20 protein-coding genes and 1 pseudogene are annotated in these 18,681 nt (G+C 60.8%); 8 read left to right on the forward strand and 13 right to left on the reverse strand.

Features of this window, described 5'->3' with window-relative positions:
* Positions 1-234: 234 nt before the first annotated feature.
* Both HK439_RS22885 and HK439_RS27400 read right to left on the reverse strand, forming a co-directional pair.
* Positions 235-1,005, reverse strand: a complete 771-nt coding sequence (locus HK439_RS22885) for a LysR substrate-binding domain-containing protein (protein ID WP_235988073.1) — start codon at positions 1,003-1,005, stop codon at positions 235-237.
* A 39-nt stretch (positions 1,006-1,044) separates the two neighbouring features.
* A pseudogene (locus tag HK439_RS27400) lies at positions 1,045-1,167 on the reverse strand (LysR family transcriptional regulator); the annotation flags it as partial.
* A gap of 159 nt (positions 1,168-1,326) precedes the next feature.
* Here HK439_RS27400 and HK439_RS22890 point away from each other — a divergent pair.
* The 5 genes from HK439_RS22890 (at position 1,327) to HK439_RS22910 (ending at position 6,272) form a co-directional block, all read left to right on the forward strand.
* On the forward strand, positions 1,327-2,418 hold the full coding sequence (locus HK439_RS22890; RefSeq protein WP_419247600.1) for a CaiB/BaiF CoA transferase family protein: 1,092 nt from the start codon (positions 1,327-1,329) through the stop codon (positions 2,416-2,418).
* A 2-nt stretch (positions 2,419-2,420) separates the two neighbouring features.
* A complete protein-coding gene (locus HK439_RS22895; protein WP_190293814.1) occupies positions 2,421-3,374 on the forward strand; it encodes a hydroxymethylglutaryl-CoA lyase in 954 nt (317 codons plus the stop codon).
* Between the two features lie 81 nt (positions 3,375-3,455).
* Positions 3,456-4,457, forward strand: a complete 1,002-nt coding sequence (gene dctP / locus HK439_RS22900; RefSeq protein WP_190293815.1) for a TRAP transporter substrate-binding protein DctP — start codon at positions 3,456-3,458, stop codon at positions 4,455-4,457.
* A 4-nt stretch (positions 4,458-4,461) separates the two neighbouring features.
* Complete coding sequence (locus tag HK439_RS22905; RefSeq protein WP_190293816.1) at positions 4,462-4,992, forward strand: TRAP transporter small permease; 531 nt, start codon at positions 4,462-4,464, stop codon at positions 4,990-4,992.
* Complete coding sequence (locus tag HK439_RS22910; RefSeq protein ID WP_190293817.1) at positions 4,989-6,272, forward strand: TRAP transporter large permease; 1,284 nt, start codon at positions 4,989-4,991, stop codon at positions 6,270-6,272. The genes HK439_RS22905 and HK439_RS22910 overlap by 4 nt, the downstream gene beginning before the upstream one ends.
* A gap of 125 nt (positions 6,273-6,397) precedes the next feature.
* Here the strand turns inward: HK439_RS22910 and HK439_RS22915 are convergent, their stop codons facing one another.
* Complete coding sequence (locus tag HK439_RS22915; protein ID WP_190293818.1) at positions 6,398-6,598, reverse strand: hypothetical protein; 201 nt, start codon at positions 6,596-6,598, stop codon at positions 6,398-6,400.
* Positions 6,599-6,940: 342 nt separating this feature from the next.
* On the opposite strand from HK439_RS22915, the gene HK439_RS22920 reads away from it, so the two are divergent.
* On the forward strand, positions 6,941-7,195 hold the full coding sequence (locus HK439_RS22920) for a hypothetical protein (protein WP_190293819.1): 255 nt from the start codon (positions 6,941-6,943) through the stop codon (positions 7,193-7,195).
* A gap of 431 nt (positions 7,196-7,626) precedes the next feature.
* Here the strand turns inward: HK439_RS22920 and HK439_RS27285 are convergent, their stop codons facing one another.
* The gene (locus tag HK439_RS27285; RefSeq protein ID WP_190293820.1) at positions 7,627-8,238 is read right to left on the reverse strand and encodes a GNAT family N-acetyltransferase; all 612 of its coding nucleotides are present in this window, start codon (positions 8,236-8,238) and stop codon (positions 7,627-7,629) included.
* 261 nt (positions 8,239-8,499) lie between these two features.
* Here HK439_RS27285 and HK439_RS22930 point away from each other — a divergent pair, with 261 nt between their 5' ends.
* Positions 8,500-9,756, forward strand: coding sequence for a hypothetical protein (locus HK439_RS22930; RefSeq protein WP_190293821.1), 1,257 nt, complete (start codon positions 8,500-8,502; stop codon positions 9,754-9,756).
* Between the two features lie 59 nt (positions 9,757-9,815).
* Here HK439_RS22930 and HK439_RS22935 read toward each other — a convergent pair whose 3' ends face one another.
* From HK439_RS22935 to HK439_RS22945, 3 genes are all read right to left on the reverse strand, one after another.
* Entirely contained in the window at positions 9,816-10,220 is a 405-nt protein-coding gene (locus tag HK439_RS22935) for a curlin (protein WP_190293822.1), read from the reverse strand.
* A 50-nt stretch (positions 10,221-10,270) separates the two neighbouring features.
* A complete protein-coding gene (csgH, locus tag HK439_RS22940) occupies positions 10,271-10,660 on the reverse strand; it encodes a curli-like amyloid fiber formation chaperone CsgH (RefSeq protein ID WP_190293823.1) in 390 nt (129 codons plus the stop codon).
* Between the two features lie 78 nt (positions 10,661-10,738).
* Positions 10,739-11,173 carry a curlin gene (locus HK439_RS22945; protein WP_190293824.1) on the reverse strand — a complete coding sequence of 145 codons (435 nt, stop codon included), beginning with the start codon at positions 11,171-11,173 and terminating at the stop codon, positions 10,739-10,741.
* Positions 11,174-11,462: 289 nt separating this feature from the next.
* Here HK439_RS22945 and HK439_RS22950 point away from each other — a divergent pair, with 289 nt between their 5' ends.
* Entirely contained in the window at positions 11,463-12,278 is an 816-nt protein-coding gene (locus HK439_RS22950) for a hypothetical protein (RefSeq protein WP_209012018.1), read from the forward strand.
* A gap of 198 nt (positions 12,279-12,476) precedes the next feature.
* Here HK439_RS22950 and HK439_RS22955 read toward each other — a convergent pair whose 3' ends face one another.
* The 6 genes from HK439_RS22955 to HK439_RS22980 all read right to left on the reverse strand — a co-directional run bounded on the left by HK439_RS22955 (position 12,477) and on the right by HK439_RS22980 (position 18,667).
* Complete coding sequence (locus tag HK439_RS22955; RefSeq protein WP_190293825.1) at positions 12,477-13,262, reverse strand: crotonase/enoyl-CoA hydratase family protein; 786 nt, start codon at positions 13,260-13,262, stop codon at positions 12,477-12,479.
* A complete protein-coding gene (locus HK439_RS22960; RefSeq protein ID WP_190293826.1) occupies positions 13,259-14,119 on the reverse strand; it encodes a hydroxymethylglutaryl-CoA lyase in 861 nt (286 codons plus the stop codon). Before HK439_RS22960 ends, HK439_RS22955 begins: the two co-directional genes overlap by 4 nt.
* A 3-nt stretch (positions 14,120-14,122) precedes the next feature.
* Positions 14,123-15,757, reverse strand: a complete 1,635-nt coding sequence (locus HK439_RS22965) for an acyl-CoA synthetase (protein ID WP_190293827.1) — start codon at positions 15,755-15,757, stop codon at positions 14,123-14,125.
* Positions 15,747-17,741 carry an acetyl-CoA carboxylase biotin carboxylase subunit gene (locus HK439_RS22970; RefSeq protein WP_190293828.1) on the reverse strand — a complete coding sequence of 665 codons (1,995 nt, stop codon included), beginning with the start codon at positions 17,739-17,741 and terminating at the stop codon, positions 15,747-15,749. Before HK439_RS22970 ends, HK439_RS22965 begins: the two co-directional genes overlap by 11 nt.
* Complete coding sequence (locus tag HK439_RS22975) at positions 17,741-18,256, reverse strand: O-acetyl-ADP-ribose deacetylase (protein ID WP_190293829.1); 516 nt, start codon at positions 18,254-18,256, stop codon at positions 17,741-17,743. Before HK439_RS22975 ends, HK439_RS22970 begins: the two co-directional genes overlap by 1 nt.
* Positions 18,257-18,355: 99 nt before the next feature.
* Complete coding sequence (locus HK439_RS22980) at positions 18,356-18,667, reverse strand: hypothetical protein (protein ID WP_190293830.1); 312 nt, start codon at positions 18,665-18,667, stop codon at positions 18,356-18,358.
* Between the last annotated feature and the right edge of the window lie 14 nt (positions 18,668-18,681).

Below are 18,681 nucleotides of genomic sequence, written 5' to 3' on the forward strand. Positions count from 1 at the left end.
GGGCGACGAAGCGAAGACGTTCCTCCATAACGGACACCTCTTTCCACGGCATCGACACCTCCCGCAAAAACGAAAAGTGTTACCTATGTGTCCGGAACGTTTTGTCACCTATCTCTCAGGTCGGGCACGCGCTATCGGCCTTTAGCCTGCTTGAGCGCGTCCACTGCTGACCAAACTATGGCTCGATCCCAACGAACTGCCGCGGATGTGCATCTGAAGCGATTCGAGCGGACTTCAGGATTCGATAAGCCGTGCGCCGTCCCAGAGGTTTTCGCGAACAGCTTCGCGCACCAGATCGACGACGAGCGAGGTAATCCTCTCGCGAAGGAAAGTCGGCTTTGCATCCAGTGCCGTAACGAGATAGAGCGTGCGGAGAAGCCTCGGGTCGGTCACTTCACGAGCGACGAGCTTACCGCTTTTCAGGTCGTCGCTGACCAGCACCTTGGGGGCCAGCGTACACGCCAGTCCTTCCTTCAGTGCACTTAGCGTACCCGCGATCGAGGCCAGTTGAATGCGGGCCTGAGAGTCCAGCTTCACCAGTTCCGCCGGACGGTCGACCAGAGCACGTGACAGAGACCCGCTTTGCAGGAGCGCAACGGGAAGTTCAGCCATATCTTCAAGCCTGATCGGATCGTTGGAGCTCCCGACAATATCCTTGTGACCGATGCAGAAGAGTTCTTCTTCGAGCAGCGGGGTTCTCAACGTCTGTGAATCCGGCGGAGGATTGAAGATCAGGGCGGCCTCGACTTCCCCGGTCAGAAGCGAGTTGTAGGTCACCGCCGACAACCCCTCCCTGATCAGCAACCTGACGCGCGGAAGATCCTCGATGACCTTCCGCATAAGCACTCCCCCGATGACATTGATCACCGAGAACGGCATGCCGATGGAGATGTTACCGGAGACTTCGGCCAGGCCATGCTTGATGTCCGATGCGGCCGTCTCGAAGGCCGAGAGTATGAATTGCGCGTGCGCAAGCAGTTTCAAGCCGGCAGCTGTGGGTTCCATTCCCCTGGGTTTGCGCGTGAACAGTTTTGTTTCGAGTTCGGCTTCCAGGCTCGCTATGTGATGGCTAAGCGCCGATGCTGCCGTGTTGCAGTGATCGGCGGCATGCGAAAGGTTCCGAAATTCGCAGACGGCCACGAAATATCTGAGTTGTCTGGTGTCCATGCCATCATTCTATATTCGAGAACGTATCCTTCTAAAGGATATTATTTTCCGACCGCTTCCTTTTCTTCATATTCCGTCGTCAAGAAATCTGAGGAGGAAGCGATGACATCCGGACGTCCCCTGGAAGGCCTTCGCGTGGTCGAAATGAGCCATATGGTCATGGGGCCGTCGACAGGCATGTTCCTCGCGTTTCTCGGCGCCGAAGTGATCAAGATCGAACCGCCGGAGGGCGACAAGACCAGAAACTTGACCGGCATGGGGGCCGGGTTCTTTCCGACCTTCAACCGCGGAAAGAAATCCGTCACCCTGAACATCAAGGACGAGAACGACCTCGCCAAGCTGCACACCCTGCTGAAGACCGCCGACGTTTTCGTCGAGAATTTCCGCGATGAAACGTTGGCGAAGATGGGGCTGGCGCCCGAACAGTTACGCGAGAAGAACCCCAGGCTCATCGTTGCGTCCTGCAAAGGCTTCCTCAAGGGCCCCTATGAGCATCGCGCCGCGATGGACGAGGTGGTGCAGATGATGACCGGCATGGCCTATATGACCGGACCTCTCGGCCGGCCGCTTCGCATTGGCTCCTCGGCGAATGACATCATGGGGGGGCTCTTTGCCGCCTTCGGTGTTCTGGCGGCCTTGATCGCCAGGGACAAAACGGGCGAAGGCGCATCGATCCGCTCCGGCCTTTTCGAAAACTGCCTGCTGCTCGTCGCCCAGCACATGGTTCAGTACGACATCGAGGGGACGGAATCGCCGCCGATGCCGGAACGCGTGTTTTCCTGGCCTGTTTACGACCTTTTCCCGACGCGTGACGGCCGGCAGATATTTGTCGGCGCCGCGACGGACGGCCAGTGGGAGAAGCTCTGCAAGGGACTTGGACTTGAACATCTGCTCGACGATCCGCGCCTGCAATCGCGGCCAGACCAGATCGCGGCTCGCGACTGGACACTGCCCCAGATCGCAGAGAAGGTCGCCGCCCATCCGTTCGCCGAGATGGTGCGGATCATGGAAGAGAACGACCTCCTCTTTGCGCCCGTCGCCCGCCCCGCCGAAATGTATGACGACCCGCACGTCAATCGTCCAGGCGGTCTGTTCACCTCGCATTACGCCGATAAGAAGGACTTCCGCGCGCCCGCTCTGCCCGTTGAAATGAACGGCCGCCCGATCGTGTCGGAGAGCGTGGATATTCCGTCGATTGGCGAGAACAACGCCGAGATCCTCGGTGCTCTCAAGGTGGAGGCGGCGGAATAACCATGCCCGATGTTTTCCAAGCTTACCCAAGAAACCGCATTGCGATACGGGAAGTCGGATTGCGTGACGGTCTGCAACTCACAAAGAACTGGCCGACGACGGCCCAGAAAATTGATTGGATCGACCAGGAGTATGCGGCCGGTATGCGTTACTTCGAAGTCGGATCGTTCCTGCCGGTCGACAAGGTGCCACGCTTTGCCGATGTCCGGGACGTCATTGCCGCCGTCGATAAACATGGCGATGCGCATGGCGTTGCTCTGGCCCTTAACCAGCGCGGCGCCACCGACGCACTGGCAACGCCGGTCGGAGAAATCACCGTTGTGGTGTCCGCAAGCCAGGCCCACAACGAGGCCAACGTACGCCGGACCCAGGAGCAGAGCCTGGCGGAAATCGCCAACGTTGTGAAACTCCGCGACGCATCGGGCAAGGACACGATCATCAACGCTGGCATCGCCATGGCGTTCGGCTGCTCCCTGTCCGGCGCTGTCCCCGAGGACAATGTCATGCGGATGGTCGACCGCTGCTTCGAAGCCGGTGCCGACATGGTCGGTCTTGCCGATACGGTCGGCTTCGCCGGTCCGCGGCAGGTCGCTTCATTATGCCGACGTATGGAGCAACGGATCGGCGATCTGCCTTACGTCATGCACTTTCACGATACGCGCGGTATGGGCATTGCGAATGCGGCGGCTGCGATCGATGCCGGTTGCCGGGTGTTCGATGCGTCTCTTGCGGGTCTCGGCGGCTGCCCTTTCGCTCCGGGCGCGACCGGAAACGTGGTGATGGAGGACCTGATCTATCTGGCTGAAACCATGGGCTTCGACACAGGTATCGATCTGGAAAAAATCATCGAAACGCGCGCAATTCCGGCGAAGGCTATGCCGGAGGAAACGCTCTATGGCGCGCTTGCGAAAGCAAGACCGCCGAAATCGTTGGACTGGCGTGCAAGCGCTGCCTGACAGCTCGTGGCTGCGAGGAGGCAGCCGACCGGTGGCCTGAGCCACTCAATCAAATCAGACCTGATAGGGAGGACCCCAAAAATGAAATCCTTGCTCGTATCGACTGCCCTTGCGGCGGTCATGGCTATTGGCGGAACGGCTGCCGCATCGGCTGAAACCGTGATGCGTTGCAGCCACCAGCTGCCGCCGGCCCACACCGTGGCAAAGGTGATCGACCGCTGGGCGGCAGAAGTCGAAAAGCTGTCGAACGGAGAAATCGATGTCCAGATCTTCGGCGCCGACAGCCTTGTCGGTGCGAAGGAAAACATCGTCGCCACGGCGAAAGGCAGCATCGAATGCGCTTTCTCCGTCCAGTTCCAGTGGGGCAAGACCCTGCCGATCATGACGGTGACCACGGCGCCATATGCCTTCTCGGATCTGAAGATCTGGAAGAACTGGGACGGTTCGGAAGCGGCAAATTTCCTGGAAGAAAAGCTGCGCTCGAAAGGGGTGGAGAATGTCGTCTGGCTGTTCCAGACAAACAGCTCGGTCTTTACCTCGAAAGGAAAATTCCTGTCGAAGCCGTCTGATTTCGAGGGTATGAAAATTCGCGGCCTGACGCCGGCCTTCGATGCGGGCCTGGCGGCTCTCGGCGCTTCGCCGACAGCACTGCCCGGATCAGAGGTCTACCAGGCCTTGGCGACCGGTATCCTCGATGGCGCCATGACCGGCACCGACGCCGCCGTTTCGCGAAAGTACTATGAGGTCCAGGATCATTTCGTTGTCTCCCCGGTCATCTCCGTATTCCTCCACGGATATGTGAACCCGCAATTTTATGCAGGCCTGTCCGATACGGCCAAGAAGGCTCTGGACGAAGCGGGACACGAGGCAGCAGGCTGGGCTGTCGAGGCGGCCGAAAGCGCGCTTGCTGCGGCACCTGGCGAACTGGAGGCCAAGGGCGCCAGCGTTCATATTGCGTCCGATGAAGAAAACGCGGCCATGGAAGCCGTCATGCGCCCTGCCTTCGACGCGGCCTTCAAGGCAGATGACCCGGACAGCCAGAAGCTGCTTGAGTTGATCGACAAACTGCGTTCAGGCTCGTGAGGCCATGTCACCGGGAACAAATGCACACGGGGCGGCAAAGGCCGCCCCGATTCCGGAACGGATAGCCACACCGATCGTCTGGCTCGGTGGCGCCATCAGCGCGTTGCTCATCCTCGCGGTTCTGTGCCTGACGACCTATTCCGTCTTCATGCGATATGTCCTGGACCGGCCGCCGGTCTGGATCGACGACCTGATAGGTTATGTCCTCGTCGCGCTCGTCATGCTCGGCGTGACGGAAGCCTACAGAGGCGGAAACCACATTTCGATCGATCTTCTGACCGGGCGGTTGTCGCGACCCATGCGAAAGGTGCAGGCAGTCTGGAGCGACCTCTGCGTGATCGCGTTCTCCGCCGCCCTCATTGTCAGCACCTGGGACGCAATCGATTTCGCGATCAGCTTCGATTCCTACACCTCCGGGTCTATCGAGATCGCGTCCTGGATCCCGCAGGTCCCCTTGCTCATCGGAGGGATTCTTCTGGCGCTGTTCGCTGTCGCGCGGCTCCTGGGGCGCATGTTTCGGGGAACGCGGAAATGACGGCCTTGCTGATCTTCGCAGGCCTGATCCTGCTTCTGCTGACGGGCATTCCGATCTTTGCGGCCCTCGGTCTGACGGCAACGGCGATCCTTCTGATATTCGAAGGCAACATCGGTTCGGTCGCGGACACGGTTTACGCGCATCTGGACAAACCGATCCTGACGACCATTCCGCTGTTCGTCTTCATGGCGAACGTGATGATACGCGCCAAGGTGATCGACGATCTCTATGACATGGCCCACACCCTGATCGGGCACGTGCGCGGAGGTCTCGGCGTTGCGACCGTCATGGCATGTACGATTTTCGCCGCCATTTCCGGTTCTTCCGTCGCAACGGCGCTTTCGGTCGGATCGAGCGCAATCCCGCAGATGCAGCGCTTCGGATATCCGAAACGGGAAGCGCTGGGCGTGGTCGCGGCCGGCGGCACCCTGGGCATTCTGATCCCGCCGTCAGGCCCGATGATCCTCTATGCCATCGTGTCGGAGGCCTCTATCGGGGCGCTGTTCCTGGCCGGGATCATACCGGGGATTCTCCTGGCGCTCATCTTCGCGGCCTACTCGGTCATCAGCGCGACCCGGCGCGGCGGCGAGCGGCCTCCGTTCGCCGGGCGCGACAAAATACTTGCGGCCATCCGGAAGTCGATCTGGGCCGTTCTGGCGCCACCGGTGGTCATGGGCGGCATCTATATCGGTATCTTCACCGCCGCCGAGGCCGCTGCGGCCGGTTCGGTCTACGCGCTGCTCGTCGCCGTGCTCGTCTGCCGGAATTTCGGCTTCCGCGATCTCTGGCATTGCGCCTATGAATCCATGAAGACCTCGATGATGGTGTTCATGATCATCGCAGGCGCCGCGATGTTCGGACATGCCATCACGATCATCCGGCTTCCGGTCGGCGTGACCGAGATGGTCTCCCATATGGGTCTCGGACCCTTCGGCTTTATGCTGGCAGTCATGGCCATGATCTTCATCATGGGCATGTTCTTCGAATCCATCGCGATCATCCTGATCACGACGCCAATTCTGCTGCCGACAATGCACGCGCTGAATATCGACCTCGTCTGGTATGGCGTCCTGTTGATGATCAATCTGGAACTGGCAATGATCACCCCGCCGGTCGGAATTAACCTGTTCGTCATCAAGGGCATCACCAATGCGCCCTTGAGCGATGTGGTTCGTGGCGCGTTTCCCTACGTCCTGCTGATGATCCTCGGGCTGCTCATTCTGGTCCTCTTCCCGCAGCTCGCAACCTGGCTTCCCTACTCGGCGGGCTTCGGTCGCTGAATCGAGGGCCCTGGGCACAAGATCGTTCAGGGCTTCGAGCGTTGTTTTCCAGGCGGCTTCCGTCATCCAGACGGGCTGGAGACGATCCAACCCGACAGTTCGAACCGGAGCCATGCGCTACACCCTCACGCCGCACGATTGTCGATTGTCTGCCCGGTTTTCCAATTCAGGTCGACATATCCCGGGCCATGACCTGGGAAGTCGGTCAGCCGAATTTTCTCATCTGGATTTGGCAATTTCGCTCCGGTCCGGCTCTCCTCCTTGAAGGTGACCCATTTCGGTAAACGGGTAACGAATCCGGCATCTCCACAACTGGTTCTCTTCAATTTTCCGGTTCCGGTTTACCAATTGAAAGGCAAGAAAACGGATTGGGGTTGTCGCAGTGCACCACAACCTTTAGATGTCTCCCTGCTCGGAAATTTTTACGAGTGCATGCAGATAAAGTTACTGAAACGTAAAGCTTGTTGATCGCGTGAAATTCACGCGGATCAATCACATCCTGCAATTGGGCTTTTGATCCAAGCCGGCTGGAACAAGTGTTTTTCGCTTGAACCGCCTGACGAAATCGCCCTCAGGACGACAGGCCGGTAAAGATTTCTTTCCATTTATGTGAGTATAGTGGAGAGAAATTCCGGGGTGCAATGAAATCTAGATTAGCATGGTGTTAAATGGATTATTCTCCCGAAAATAAATATGAGCAGGCAGAAAGCAACGTTGACGAAGCATTCGCTTGTTTCGTGCGCGAGGTGGATAGTCTCGGTATCTTCTATTCTGTGCTGTCGCATGTCGTAAACATCACAGGATTGCCGAGCTTGGATAACCTGACACGAGACGATAAGATGATGATCTTGTCCGAGTGTCGGAAAGACCTGATGCTCGCGCGTAGCCAGTTGAACTCCACGGATGACACAGAGATTCATTGAGTTCCTGAACCCCAGCTACATCCCCCACGGCGCAGGTGGAGAACGGGCACGGGATCTATTCAGGCACTGGTCCAGAACCAAAGGCACTCCCGACGCGGAACTGATCAAGTTCGCGAGGGATGTCGTCTGGTTTGACGGTGCCGATCACGGCACCATCACGCCGCCCATCCTGAGCTGTGGCGTCAATACGCTCACCGCCCTGGTCACGGGCAAGGATGCCGAGGACCTCGTGGCGATCGACGAGTGTATCGGCGAAGACTACCGGCGTTTTGCCCATCTGGCCTATCGCGATGCCGCGGTGAACCGGCTGCCGAATTATTCCATTGTCGCGTCGAATTATACGAACGAGCAAGGCGATACCTTCGACCTGCTCTACGAGCGGCTGATCCTGCCCTACCGCAATCCCAAGGGCGTGCGCCACCTGTTGCTGACTACCAACCTCGTTGAATCTCGTCTGACAGGTCGTAAACAAGATCGGAAAGCGCCGCGGCAGAATTTCCTGCCAGCCACAGTTCACTCACGGAAATATTTTTATCCCGTGCCGCAGGCGGCCTGGACCATTTGATGGCGTCCGGCACGATGGTCTGGAAGCCGCAGGCCTGGGCAAAGCCGGCCGACGCATGCTGGGGCCGCATCCACACATAAAGGCCGGTCACCGGTGAAAACCGCTGGAAGGCCTTCACCTGGATCAGCTTGGCAAGCGTGGCGGCGACACCGCGGTGGCGATACCGTTCGGCGACCCACATTTCCCCCAGATAGATGATCCGGCCCCTTGTCTCCTGGCAGAAGGACGGCTGCCGTTCTTTCAGTTCGACCGGTTTTCCATCCTCGGCCGTGTAGGTTCTCGGCAGATAAATTTTCCAGAAATCGGCGAGCGACGTGGGGCCGAGATCGTCCAGGCGAGCGGCTACCGTGCCCGCAGGGATCCCCCATTCGTCGGTCAGCATGATCCAGAAACCCTGCGGCGGCATGATGGTCTGATACTGAACCGAAAAATGCTCGGTCAGACTTCTGTCGATGCCTCGCAGAGATCCGGAAAACACCGCAAAGTCATCGCCTGATCTTAGAAATAAGCCCTGCGACCGAAGTTCTTCCTGCAAAAACGACACCGCGTTCGAGGCCATAAAGTCTAATACTATAGGTAGCATACAAATCTCTATACAGCGCGAACTAGTGGAGAGACATACCTCAAATTCCTTTCAACTAAGCTTATGAAATTTGCTCGATTTCACTGAACCGCGGAGTTCCACAAATATTCCGAACTACGAATTCCGCTTAATTCTCAAGCATCTGAATATTCAGACGTGTTGGCGATTTCCGAATTCTGCCGCTTCCAGACCGCGCGGGTCTCAATTGCCGATGGCATCAGTCGCTATCGCGGAGCCGTGCGGAAAGGCTTCCCGGACAGTCCGTCTTTTCCGGTCCGGGGCAGGCTGATTGACAAGGCGAATTTTTATTGCGAGAAGAACAAAGAAAGAACAACCTGGGGATGCATGAACATGGTGTCGACGCTTGTCAGAAGCCTTCTTCTCCCGCTCGTCATGGGGCTGCTCCTCTGCATGCCTGCACGCGCGGAAGCGGATTTATCTGCCCGGCAATGGGGGATCTGGGAGGCTGCCTTTAAGATCGGCGGCTACCTTTCGAAGGAAATGCATGCGGAATTCTGGTCGACCATGCCGGGGGCGGGCTTCAAAAACGATCAGGATCGAGATGCCTATATCAAGCGTCTGGAAAGGGCGACGCTTGGTTACCTGACGTTCGAACAGGAAGTCTGGAACAGCAGGAAGGCCTCCCAGGAGGCCGGACAGTTTGTGCAAACACCGGCATACGAAACGGCAAAGGCGGAAGCGCTTGCGGCGCTCGACGAGATAAGCACGCAAAATGACTGGAAAGCCGACATCAAAAGCGAAGACGAAACGATCAAGCCCGGGGCGGAATTGTCCCTTGCCCTGGATCCGGCCAATCCTTTCCATATAACGGCCTCGATGATGGATCAGACCTTGGCCGACATCGAAAAATCACAGGCCAGAATCAGAAAGCTCGCCAACCCGGTCTGGGCCGGAAAGCCTGTTGACCAGGTCTTCCCGGACCTCCACGTGAAAATCCTCTGGGATGGCGAATTCACCAAAGGTGCTCCTTATCAAACGGATCTCGACGGCAAGAAGGTCGATGCGGTCGCGATATTTTACCGTATGTCCATCGATAAAATTATCGTCCTTCGATTTCTCAAACTGAGTACGGGACCGGTGGAGCCGAGCGAGGATGCGTCCCGAACCGTGAGCCTGTCCATGGAAACCTATGGAATCGTCTTGCCGACGTTTCATGCGGTGGAGTCAGAATGGAGGGGCCGGATGACGGCGAGCGGCCAGGGGGCGACCAAGGTTAAGTCCATGGCTACGGGAGAGGAAACGGGTGAGATGTTGACGGTCTCCTCCAGGGCGGTGGTGCTCGAAGAAGAAAACGCCATACTCCTCATCTCTGTGGCAACGCAGGAAACCAAGGATCCGACGGCGGGGCAGATCCGCGAGCGCCTTGAGGAAAAATTGCAGATCCTGAGGTAAACGAAAAACCCGGCGGCACATGTCAAAGGCCGCCGGGTCGGGTTCTGCCGCACATCGTCTTACCAGCCGAACTGGAAGGTAGCGCCGGTCTGGCCGTTGCCGTTCTGGGCAATGTGGGCGTCGGTGCCCTCGCCGAACTGGAACAGGCCGTAGGAATTGTTGTTGCCGTTCTGCTGGATGGTGCCGTTATGGCCGTTGCCTTCCTGATGCACGACGGCGTTGTTGCCGAAGCCGTTCTGCAGGACCCCGGCCACATTACCGAAGCCGTTCTGCTTGATGCCGCCGCCCTGCTTGATGCCGTTGAAGACGGAATACATGGCCAGGCCGGCGCGCACGGCAGTTGCCTGGTCGGCATCGGTCGGAGCGACGTTGATCGAAATCGAGCCGCCGGCAAAGGCCGAGCCGATGGAAACGAAGGTGGCGATGGTGGCTGCCGTGAGGGTTTTTGCGATTGCGGTTTTCATGGGTCTTTCCTCTTCAGGTTCTGTAATGGTCGAATACTGGACGGGGTTGATCAGATGCGGCCGCCGAAGGTCTCCGAACAGCTATGGGTATCGCTGCCGATGGCGATCTTGAGGTCCGCTTCATAGACGGCGCCGGAGTTGCCGAGCATCACCTTGCCAAGCGTGGCGGAGCCATCGGCTGAGGTGGTGAACCGGCCGCCCTGGCTGATGCTGGTGTTGCCGCTGGCGCCGGAACCCTGAACGGTAAGCCGGTAGGTGCCGGACACTTCGGGGCCGGCGTCCACATGACCGGCAAGGGCGATCATGCCGCCGCTGACGGTTGCGGTGATTTCGCAGCGGGTCGTTTCGCTGCCTGCCTGGCTGTCGTCCGCAGTCCACAAGGTGACGCCTGCAAGGGCGACGAGGAGGCCGGCAAGGGCGGGTCTGGAATATTTCAACATGGCTCTTTCCTTTCCGGCGACGGCCGGGCCGTGCCCGGTCCGTCGAGGGTGGTGTCGGGAGAACGTGCCGGTGTGCGGTTACGGGCAGGTCTGTACGAAGGCCGCGACATTGCCGCCTCCGGACTGGGAGACGTTGGCGTTGCAGCCGTTGCCGACCTGGACGCCGGCGGCCACGTTGCCGTTGCCGTCCTGGGTCAGGACCGCGGTGTGGTTGGCGCCGAACTGACCGACGCCGCCGGAATTGCCGTGGCCGTTCTGCCAGATGTCGGCGTCATTGTTGATGCCGTCCTGACCGATGGCGGCGGTGTTGTGATTGCCGAACTGGTGCGTGACCGAATTGTTGTGCAGGCCGTTCTGGAAGACTCCGATGACGTTGTCGAAGCCGGTCTGTTCGCCGCCGGCGGAATTGCCGAACCCGAACTGATCGATGGTGATGCCGCCTGCCATGGCGGGGACTGCGAAGACGGTGAGGGCGACGGCGGTTGCGGTCGAGATGATGAATTTCCGGGTCATGGTTCACTTTCCTCTGCTCTGGTTTGTTGCGGCGAGGCCGCTTGCTGATGACAGAAACAGGATTAGCAACCGCATCCGGAACCCGGACTGAACCGGTCGTTCATATTGCATTCATGACAGGAGACGGCTTTCCGGCTTGTCCTGCACGAAAGGGAATCCCCAGAGGAAAGCGGGAGATTTCTTGACCTGCGAATGAAGCGGATTCACTTTTATCGCCGTCATATCGGGGATCGAATCAAAGTGCGCGTCACGATCCATGATCCTCAAGCCCGGTCAATCGGAGGCCATAGTGGGCAGGTCAGCGAAACTTGAGCTTCTGAGACGTCTGCTGCCGCTTATACTCGGCGTGCTCGGCATCGTCGGTACGCTCAGTTTCCTGAGCCCCCTGAGCGGTCTGCTTTGCCTGATCGCGGGCGTCGGCATCTATACCGCCATGCCGCGGCCGAAGGTGCCGAAGGGGGCGGTGAAGCCGGTGCCCAAACCGCCGGTCTGGGTGACCGATGCGATCGGCTTCACGGTGGGTATTTCCCTGTTTTCCCTGTCGTTCCTGGGCGCGATCTACGGCTCGGGTACCGGTCTGGTGCTGTTTGCGGTCCTGCTCGTCCCGGCCAGTCTGTCCTTCCCGATATTCATGATCGCGGTCCGGCAGGAAACCTCGTGGATGCGTTTTTTCGGCAACGGCTTCGAATTCGCCCAGCTCGGCCTTCGGGCAAGGGTCCCTTACGTGGACCTGAAAGGGGTTCGTGTGCGGGTGTGGAGCGCGCGGGGTGGCATCGGCTGGCTGCTTTCGGCGATAGGCTCCTCCAACCGCGGCAAGGTGGCGCTGTTGTCGGGGGAGAGACAGACCAAGACCCTGGTCTTCACCCGCAAGGACGGGTCGGAATTCGCGGTGTCCTCGGAGGTGATCCCCGATCTGCAACGGATCCTGATCGGCATGGACCGCGCCGGGGTCGACCTGCCGGAGGACCTCAGCGAGCGGCAGCGCAAAAAGATCCGCAAGACCCGCGAGAAGCTCTACGGCCGGGCGCCGGAGCCGAAGAGCGAACAGCTCGACGTCGCCCGGATCGCAGCCACGGTCCGCAAATACCGGCAGAGCAAGACCTGAGCGGGACTATAAATTCTATCGGTCGTCATCCCGGAAAAACCGTCAGGTTTTATCCGGGACCGGAGCGCCTCCGCACTAACGGTTCGGTCCGATTTTCCACTTTACCGCCTCGGCTCGCCGGTCCCGGCTCGCGCTTCGCTTGGCCGGGATGACGATGTGAGGGAAGAGGGCTTTGCCGGCGAACGCGCCTGGGATGACCTAGGCGACCCAGTTCGGCTTGCGCTTGTCGAAGAAGGCGGAGATGCCCTCCTGCGCCTCGGGTGTTTCCCAGGTATCGGCCAGGCGGCGGATGGTGTCGTCGATGACGGCGTCGGACATGTCCGGTCCGAGTGACCGCGCCAGCGCCTTGCTGGCGGCAACCGCCGCGGGGGCGGCGCCAAGGTAGGGTTTTATTTCCGCTTCCACGGCCGCATCCAGGTCTTCGGCTGGCACGACCTTTGCGACGAGATCGAGATCGCGTGCCTCATGCGCCCCGAAGATCCGGGCGGACATGAACACGCGGCGCGCCTTGCCCTCGCCCATGCGGGCCAGAACATAGGGGCTGATCGTCGCCGGGATCAGGCCGAGGCGGACTTCCGTCAGGCCGAATTTGGCACCCTCGACCGCGACCACCGTATCGCAGACGCTCATCATGCCGATGCCGCCGCCGAAGGCCTGGCCCTGCACCCGGCCGATGACCGGCTTGGGCAGTTCGTTGAGGGCCTTCAGCATCATCGCCAGCTTGCGTGCCTCGGCCATGCGGGTCTCGCGGGTGGCGGTAAACTGTTCGCGCATCCAGCCAAGATCCCCGCCGGCGCAGAAGCTTGCGCCGGCGCCGGTCAGAACGACCACGCGCACGGCCTCGTCGGCGGCAAGCTGCCGCGCGGCCTCCGCCAGCTCGTCGATCATCTGCGCGGACAGGGAATTGTGCTTGTCGGCACGGTTCAGAAGAAGCGTCGCGACGCCACGGTCGTCGGTGGTGATCGCAATGGTTTCGAAACTCATTCGCTGTCGCTCCTCAGGCTTCGGGCGAAGGCCGAAACCTCGGCGAGCCTTGCCATGTCGAGGCCGGTCTCGAAGCCCTGTTGTATCATCAGGTCCGCGACCGCTTCCGTTGCGACATTGCCCTTGGCGCCGGGCGCATAGGGGCAGCCGCCGAGACCGCCGATGGCGGAATCGAAGGTGCGCAGGCCTTTTTCGAGACTGACCTCGATGTTCTCCAGCGCCCGGCCCTTGGTGTCGTGATAGTGGCCGGCAAGGCGGTCGGCCGGAACCTCGGCCAGAACCGCGTCGAGCATGCGCGCGATCGTTTCCGGTGTGCCGGCGCCGATGGTGTCGCCGAGGGAAATCTCGTAGCAGTCGAGTTCGTGAAGCAGCTTTGCCACCCGGGCGACGGCTTCCGGCGGGGTCGGACCGTCATAAGGACAGTCGGTGACGCAGGAGATGTAGCCGCGCACCGGCATGCCGTCTTCGTGGGCCTTTTCGATGAGCGGCTTGAAGCGCTCGATGCTTTCGGCGACGGAACAGTTGATGTTCTTCTTCGAAAAGCCTTCGGAAGCCGCACCGAAGATGGCGACCTCGTCGACATAGGCGTTGCGGGCCGCCGTATAGCCTTTCACGTTCGGGGTCAGGGCCGTGTAGAAGACGCCCGGATGGCGGTGGATGCCGGCCATGACGTCCGCCGCATCGGCCATCTGCGGCACCCATTTGGGGCTGACGAAGCTGGTGACCTCGATCTTGCGGAACCCGCAGTCCGACAACATGTCGACCAGCCGGATCTTGTCTTCGGTCGGAACGAAATTCTTTTCGTTCTGCAACCCGTCGCGCGGGCCCATTTCAAAGATGGTGACAAAGTCGGACATGTCTCAGGCTTTCGTTTCTCGTGTGGCGCGGTCACGCAATTCGCGGCGGATCACCTTGCCGGTGGTGGTCATGGGCAGGGCATCGACGAAGCTGATTTCGCGCGGATATTCGTGCGCCGCAAGGCGGGTTTTGACGAAATCGGCAATTTCCTTCGCCAATTCGTCGCTGCCGGTCACGCCGTCCTTCAGGACGATGAAGGCCTTGACGATTTCGGTCCGCTGCGGGTCCGGCTTGCCGACGACACCGGCAAGGGCGACGGCCGGGTGTTTCAGCAGGCAGTCCTCGATTTCGCCCGGTCCGATGCGGTAGCCGGACGAGGTGATGACGTCGTCGTCGCGGCCGACGAAGCGGATCCAGCCCTCACGATCGCGCATGCCGGTGTCGCCGGTGAGCAACCAGTCGCCGGCAAATTTCTTCTGCGTCGCGTCCGGGTTGTTCCAGTAGCCGAGGAACATCACCGGGTCGGGACGCCGGACCGCGATGTTCCCCAGTTCGTCATCGCCGAGAATGGTGCCTTTGTCATCGACCACGTTGACGTCGTGGCCGGGTACGGCGCGGCCCATGATGCCGGGGCGGGCCTCCATGATCGCGGACGAGCTGGAGACGATCATGTTGCATTCGGTCTGGCCGTAGAACTCGTTGATGGTCAGGCCGAAGGTCTTGCGGCCCCAGTCGATCAGTTCCGCGCCCAGGGTTTCGCCGCCCGAGGCGACGGAACGCAGGTTCAGCGTCCAGCGCGTCTCTGGGCTTTCCACCTGGCGCATCATTTTGAGCGCGGTGGGCGGCAGGAAGGTGTTGCGGATCTTCTCGCGCTCCAGCAGGTCGAAGGCGGCCTCGGGCGTGAATTTCCTGAAGCGGCAGGCAACAACCGGAACGCCCAGATAAAGCGCCGGCATCAGCACGTCGAGCAAGCCGCCGATCCAGGCCCAGTCGGCCGGGGTCCAGATGCGGTCGCCCGGCTGGCCCAGGAAATCGTGGCTCATCTCCACCCCGGGCAGGTGGCCAAGCAGGACCCGGTGGCCGTGCAGCGCGCCCTTGGGCTGACCGGTGGTGCCGGAGGTGTAGATGATGATCGCCGGGTCGTCGGCTTTTGTCTGTCTCGGCGTGAAGGTCTCCGGCTGATCCGCCATGGCGGGGGCCAGATGTTCGGCGCCATGGAGAGCGCCGTCGATGCAGAAGACCGTCTGCAGCTCCGGCAACTCACCTCGGATCTTTTCCAGCTTCGCCGCGCCACCGGTATCAGTGACGACGACCTTGGCGCCTGAATTGCCGAGGCGGTAGGCGAGCGCCTCGTCGCCGAAGAGGGTGAACAGCGGGATGGTGATCGCGCCGAGTTTGAGGGCTGCGATATGGGCGAAGGCCGTTTCCGGCGTCTGCGGCAGCAGCACGCCCACCCTGTCGCCCGGCGCGACGCCCCGTGACGCGAACAAATTGGCGAGCCGGTTGGAGCGCCGTTTCAGGTCGGCATAGGTGTAGCTCGTGCTCGCGCCGCCTTCCTCGGCGAAGACGAGGGCTTCGCGGTCCGGCTCCCTGTCGGCCCAGGCGTCGCAAACCGCCGTGCCGATATTGAACGCGTCCGGAATGTCCCAGGAGAAGCGGCTGGCGAGCTCATCGTAGGTCGAGGCCTCAGGCAGCATCGCTTTCCTCCTCCTGAAGCACCAGAAGCACGGTGCCGTCCTGGACTTGTTCTCCTGCGGTCACCAGCACCTCGCCGATCACGCCGTCGCGCGGGGCCTTCAGCGTGTGTTCCATCTTCATGGCTTCGAGGACCACGAGCGGTTGGTCCCTTGTGACCGTGTCGCCGGGTTTGCCCTGCAGCAGCTTGACCAGTCCCGGCATGGGCGCAATGAGCTGGTCGCCGGCCCCGGCGGCCTCGTCCTCGCCCGCGAGCCGGTCAGGCAGGCCGAAACTGTGTGCGTCGCCGCCGAAGAAGACGGTGACATCGCCCTGCCCCATGGCAATCGAGGCGGACCGGCGGGCGCCGTTGCAATTGAAGACGATGGTGCCGTTATCGATCTCGCGCAGGTCGTAGGTTTGCGGTTCTTCGCCCAGATGGACGGTGAACCGGCCCGTTCCAAGCGCGTGCACCTCGACGTCGCGGCGCTCGCCGTCGATTTCCAGAAGCGCGTATTGGCGCGATGCGCTCCACATGCGCCAGCCGGCGAGGCTGTCCCAGGGATCTGCGCCCTTGCGCGGCTCGGTCAGGCCGAGGGCTGCGAGCGCGGCCAGCGCAATGGCTTCGTCCGACGGGGGCGCTTCGGCGATCAGGCTCTGCAGATCGCGGTCGATCAGGCCGGTGTCGACATCGCCCTTCGAAAAGCCTTCATGACGGCACAGGCTTGCCAGGAAGGCGGCGTTGGTCACGCAACCGGCGACTTCCGTTTCCTCCAGGGCCGCAAGCAGCTTGGCGAGAGCCGTATCGCGGGTGGCCCCACGAACGATCACCTTGGCGATCATCGGATCGTAGAAAGGCGTGATCTCGTCGCCGGACCGCACGCCGCTGTCGATGCGAACGGAACCTTCCGGAAACCGCAGATGGGAGAGCGTGCCGATTGCGGGCAGGAAGCCCTTGGGGGCGTCTTCCGCGTAGAGGCGGGCCTCGAAGGCCCAGCCGGAGAAGCTGATCTCCTCCTGGGTCTTGGGCAGGGGATTGCCGGCGGCGACCTGAAGCTGCCACTCGACCAGGTCCTCGCCGGTGATCATTTCGGTCACCGGGTGCTCCACCTGAAGCCGGGTGTTCATTTCCATGAAATAGAACCGGTCGGCGCTGAGCCCCTCGGAGACATCGGCGATGAACTCGATGGTGCCGGCGCCGGAATAGTCGATGGCCTTGGCCGCGGTAACGGCGGCCTCGCCCATGGCCTTGCGCATATCCTCCGGCATGTCCGGGGCAGGCGCTTCCTCAATGACTTTTTGGTGGCGGCGCTGCAGCGAACAGTCGCGCTCGAACAGGTGCACCGCATTGCCGTGGTTGTCGCCGAAGACCTGGATCTCGATGTGCCGCGGCTTGGTCAGATATTTCTCGATCAGCACCCGGCCGTCGCCGAAGCTGGCCTCGCCTTCCCGCTGCGCGCCTTCAAGGGCGCTTGAAAAATCCTTCGGGTCGTCGACCCGGCGCATGCCCTTGCCGCCGCCGCCGGCGCGCGCCTTGATCAAGACCGGGTAGCCGATCTTGTCGGCCTCACCTTTCAGGAACGCCGGGTCCTGGTTGTCGCCGTGATAGCCGGGGACGACCGGCACGCCGGCCTTTTCCATCAGCGCCTTGGCGGCGTCCTTCAGGCCCATGGCGCGGATCGCGTCGGCGCTCGGTCCGATGAAGGCGATCCCCGCCTTTGCCAGTTCGTCGACGAAGACCGGGTTTTCCGACAGGAAGCCATAGCCCGGATGGACTGCTTCCGCACCGCTCCTGCGGCAGGCGTCGATGATGGCGTCGATCTTCAGATAGCTTTCGCCGACGGGTGCGGGGCCGAGCCGGAAGGCCTCGTCGGCCATGGCGACGTGTTTCGCATTGGCGTCCGCATCGGAATAGACGGCGACCGTGCGGATGCCGAGCCTCCTGGCGGTTTCCATGACCCGGCAGGCGATCTCGCCGCGGTTGGCAATGAGGATTTTCCTGAACATCACGATTGAGCTCTCCTCAAAGCGGATTCGAGGTGGGTTTTGCTTGAAGCGTCGAAGGCGACGAGGACCACCTTTTCGATCTCAGGCAGATCGGTGAGTGTCTCGCGGATGGTGCTGACGGCGATCTCCGCCGCCTGATCGGCCGGGTAACCGTAGATGCCGGTCGAGATCGCCGGGAAGGCGAAGGTCTTGCAACCTTTCTCGGCGCCGAGCCTGAGCGAGGTCGCATAACAGGAGGCAAGCAGGGCCGGCTCGCCGTCGTTGCCGCCGCGCCAGACCGGTCCGACCGTGTGGATGACGTATTGGGCGGGCAGGTTATAGCCACCGGTGATCTTTGCATCTCCGGTCTTGCATCCGCCAAGCAGCCTGCATTCATGAACCAGCTCCGGTCCGGCCGCGCGATGGATCGCGCCGTCGACGCCGCCGCCGCCGAGCAGCGACGAATTGGCGGCGTTGACGATGGCGTCGACCTCCAGCTTCGTGATGTCGCCCTGAATGACTTCGATCTTGTCCATGGGCTTACATCCTGAACAGGCCGAAGCGATGGTCGGCGCAACTCAAAGGTCGGCCGACATTTCTTCGGACGCGGGCAAAGAGGAGTTTCCTGAACATGTTCACTTGCCTCCTTCGCCGGGGTCAATCGAACGCGCAATCTGCGTGAGATACCTGCTCAAATCGCTCCTGTTCAGAGCTGTTAAAACAAGGGTTGTTTGCCTCGGCTTTTCAAATTTCTCGCTGGTCAGGCAGTCATTATCTTTGCGAATGGTGTCAACTTTCACGACATCAATGATCTCGGAGCCAATCCGGATTTGATCGCCTTCGGCGAGTTCTCCTTCCGACGGTTGAAATTCCAGGGATGTGCCCTTTAGCGGGACGGTACTTGTCTCGCTGATTTCGAAAACATCATTCAGGGTGCCGCGGAACATCTCGGATAACCCTC

It is taken from the genome of Roseibium aggregatum (assembly GCF_014692675.1).
GTDB lineage: Bacteria > Pseudomonadota > Alphaproteobacteria > Rhizobiales > Stappiaceae > Roseibium > Roseibium aggregatum_C.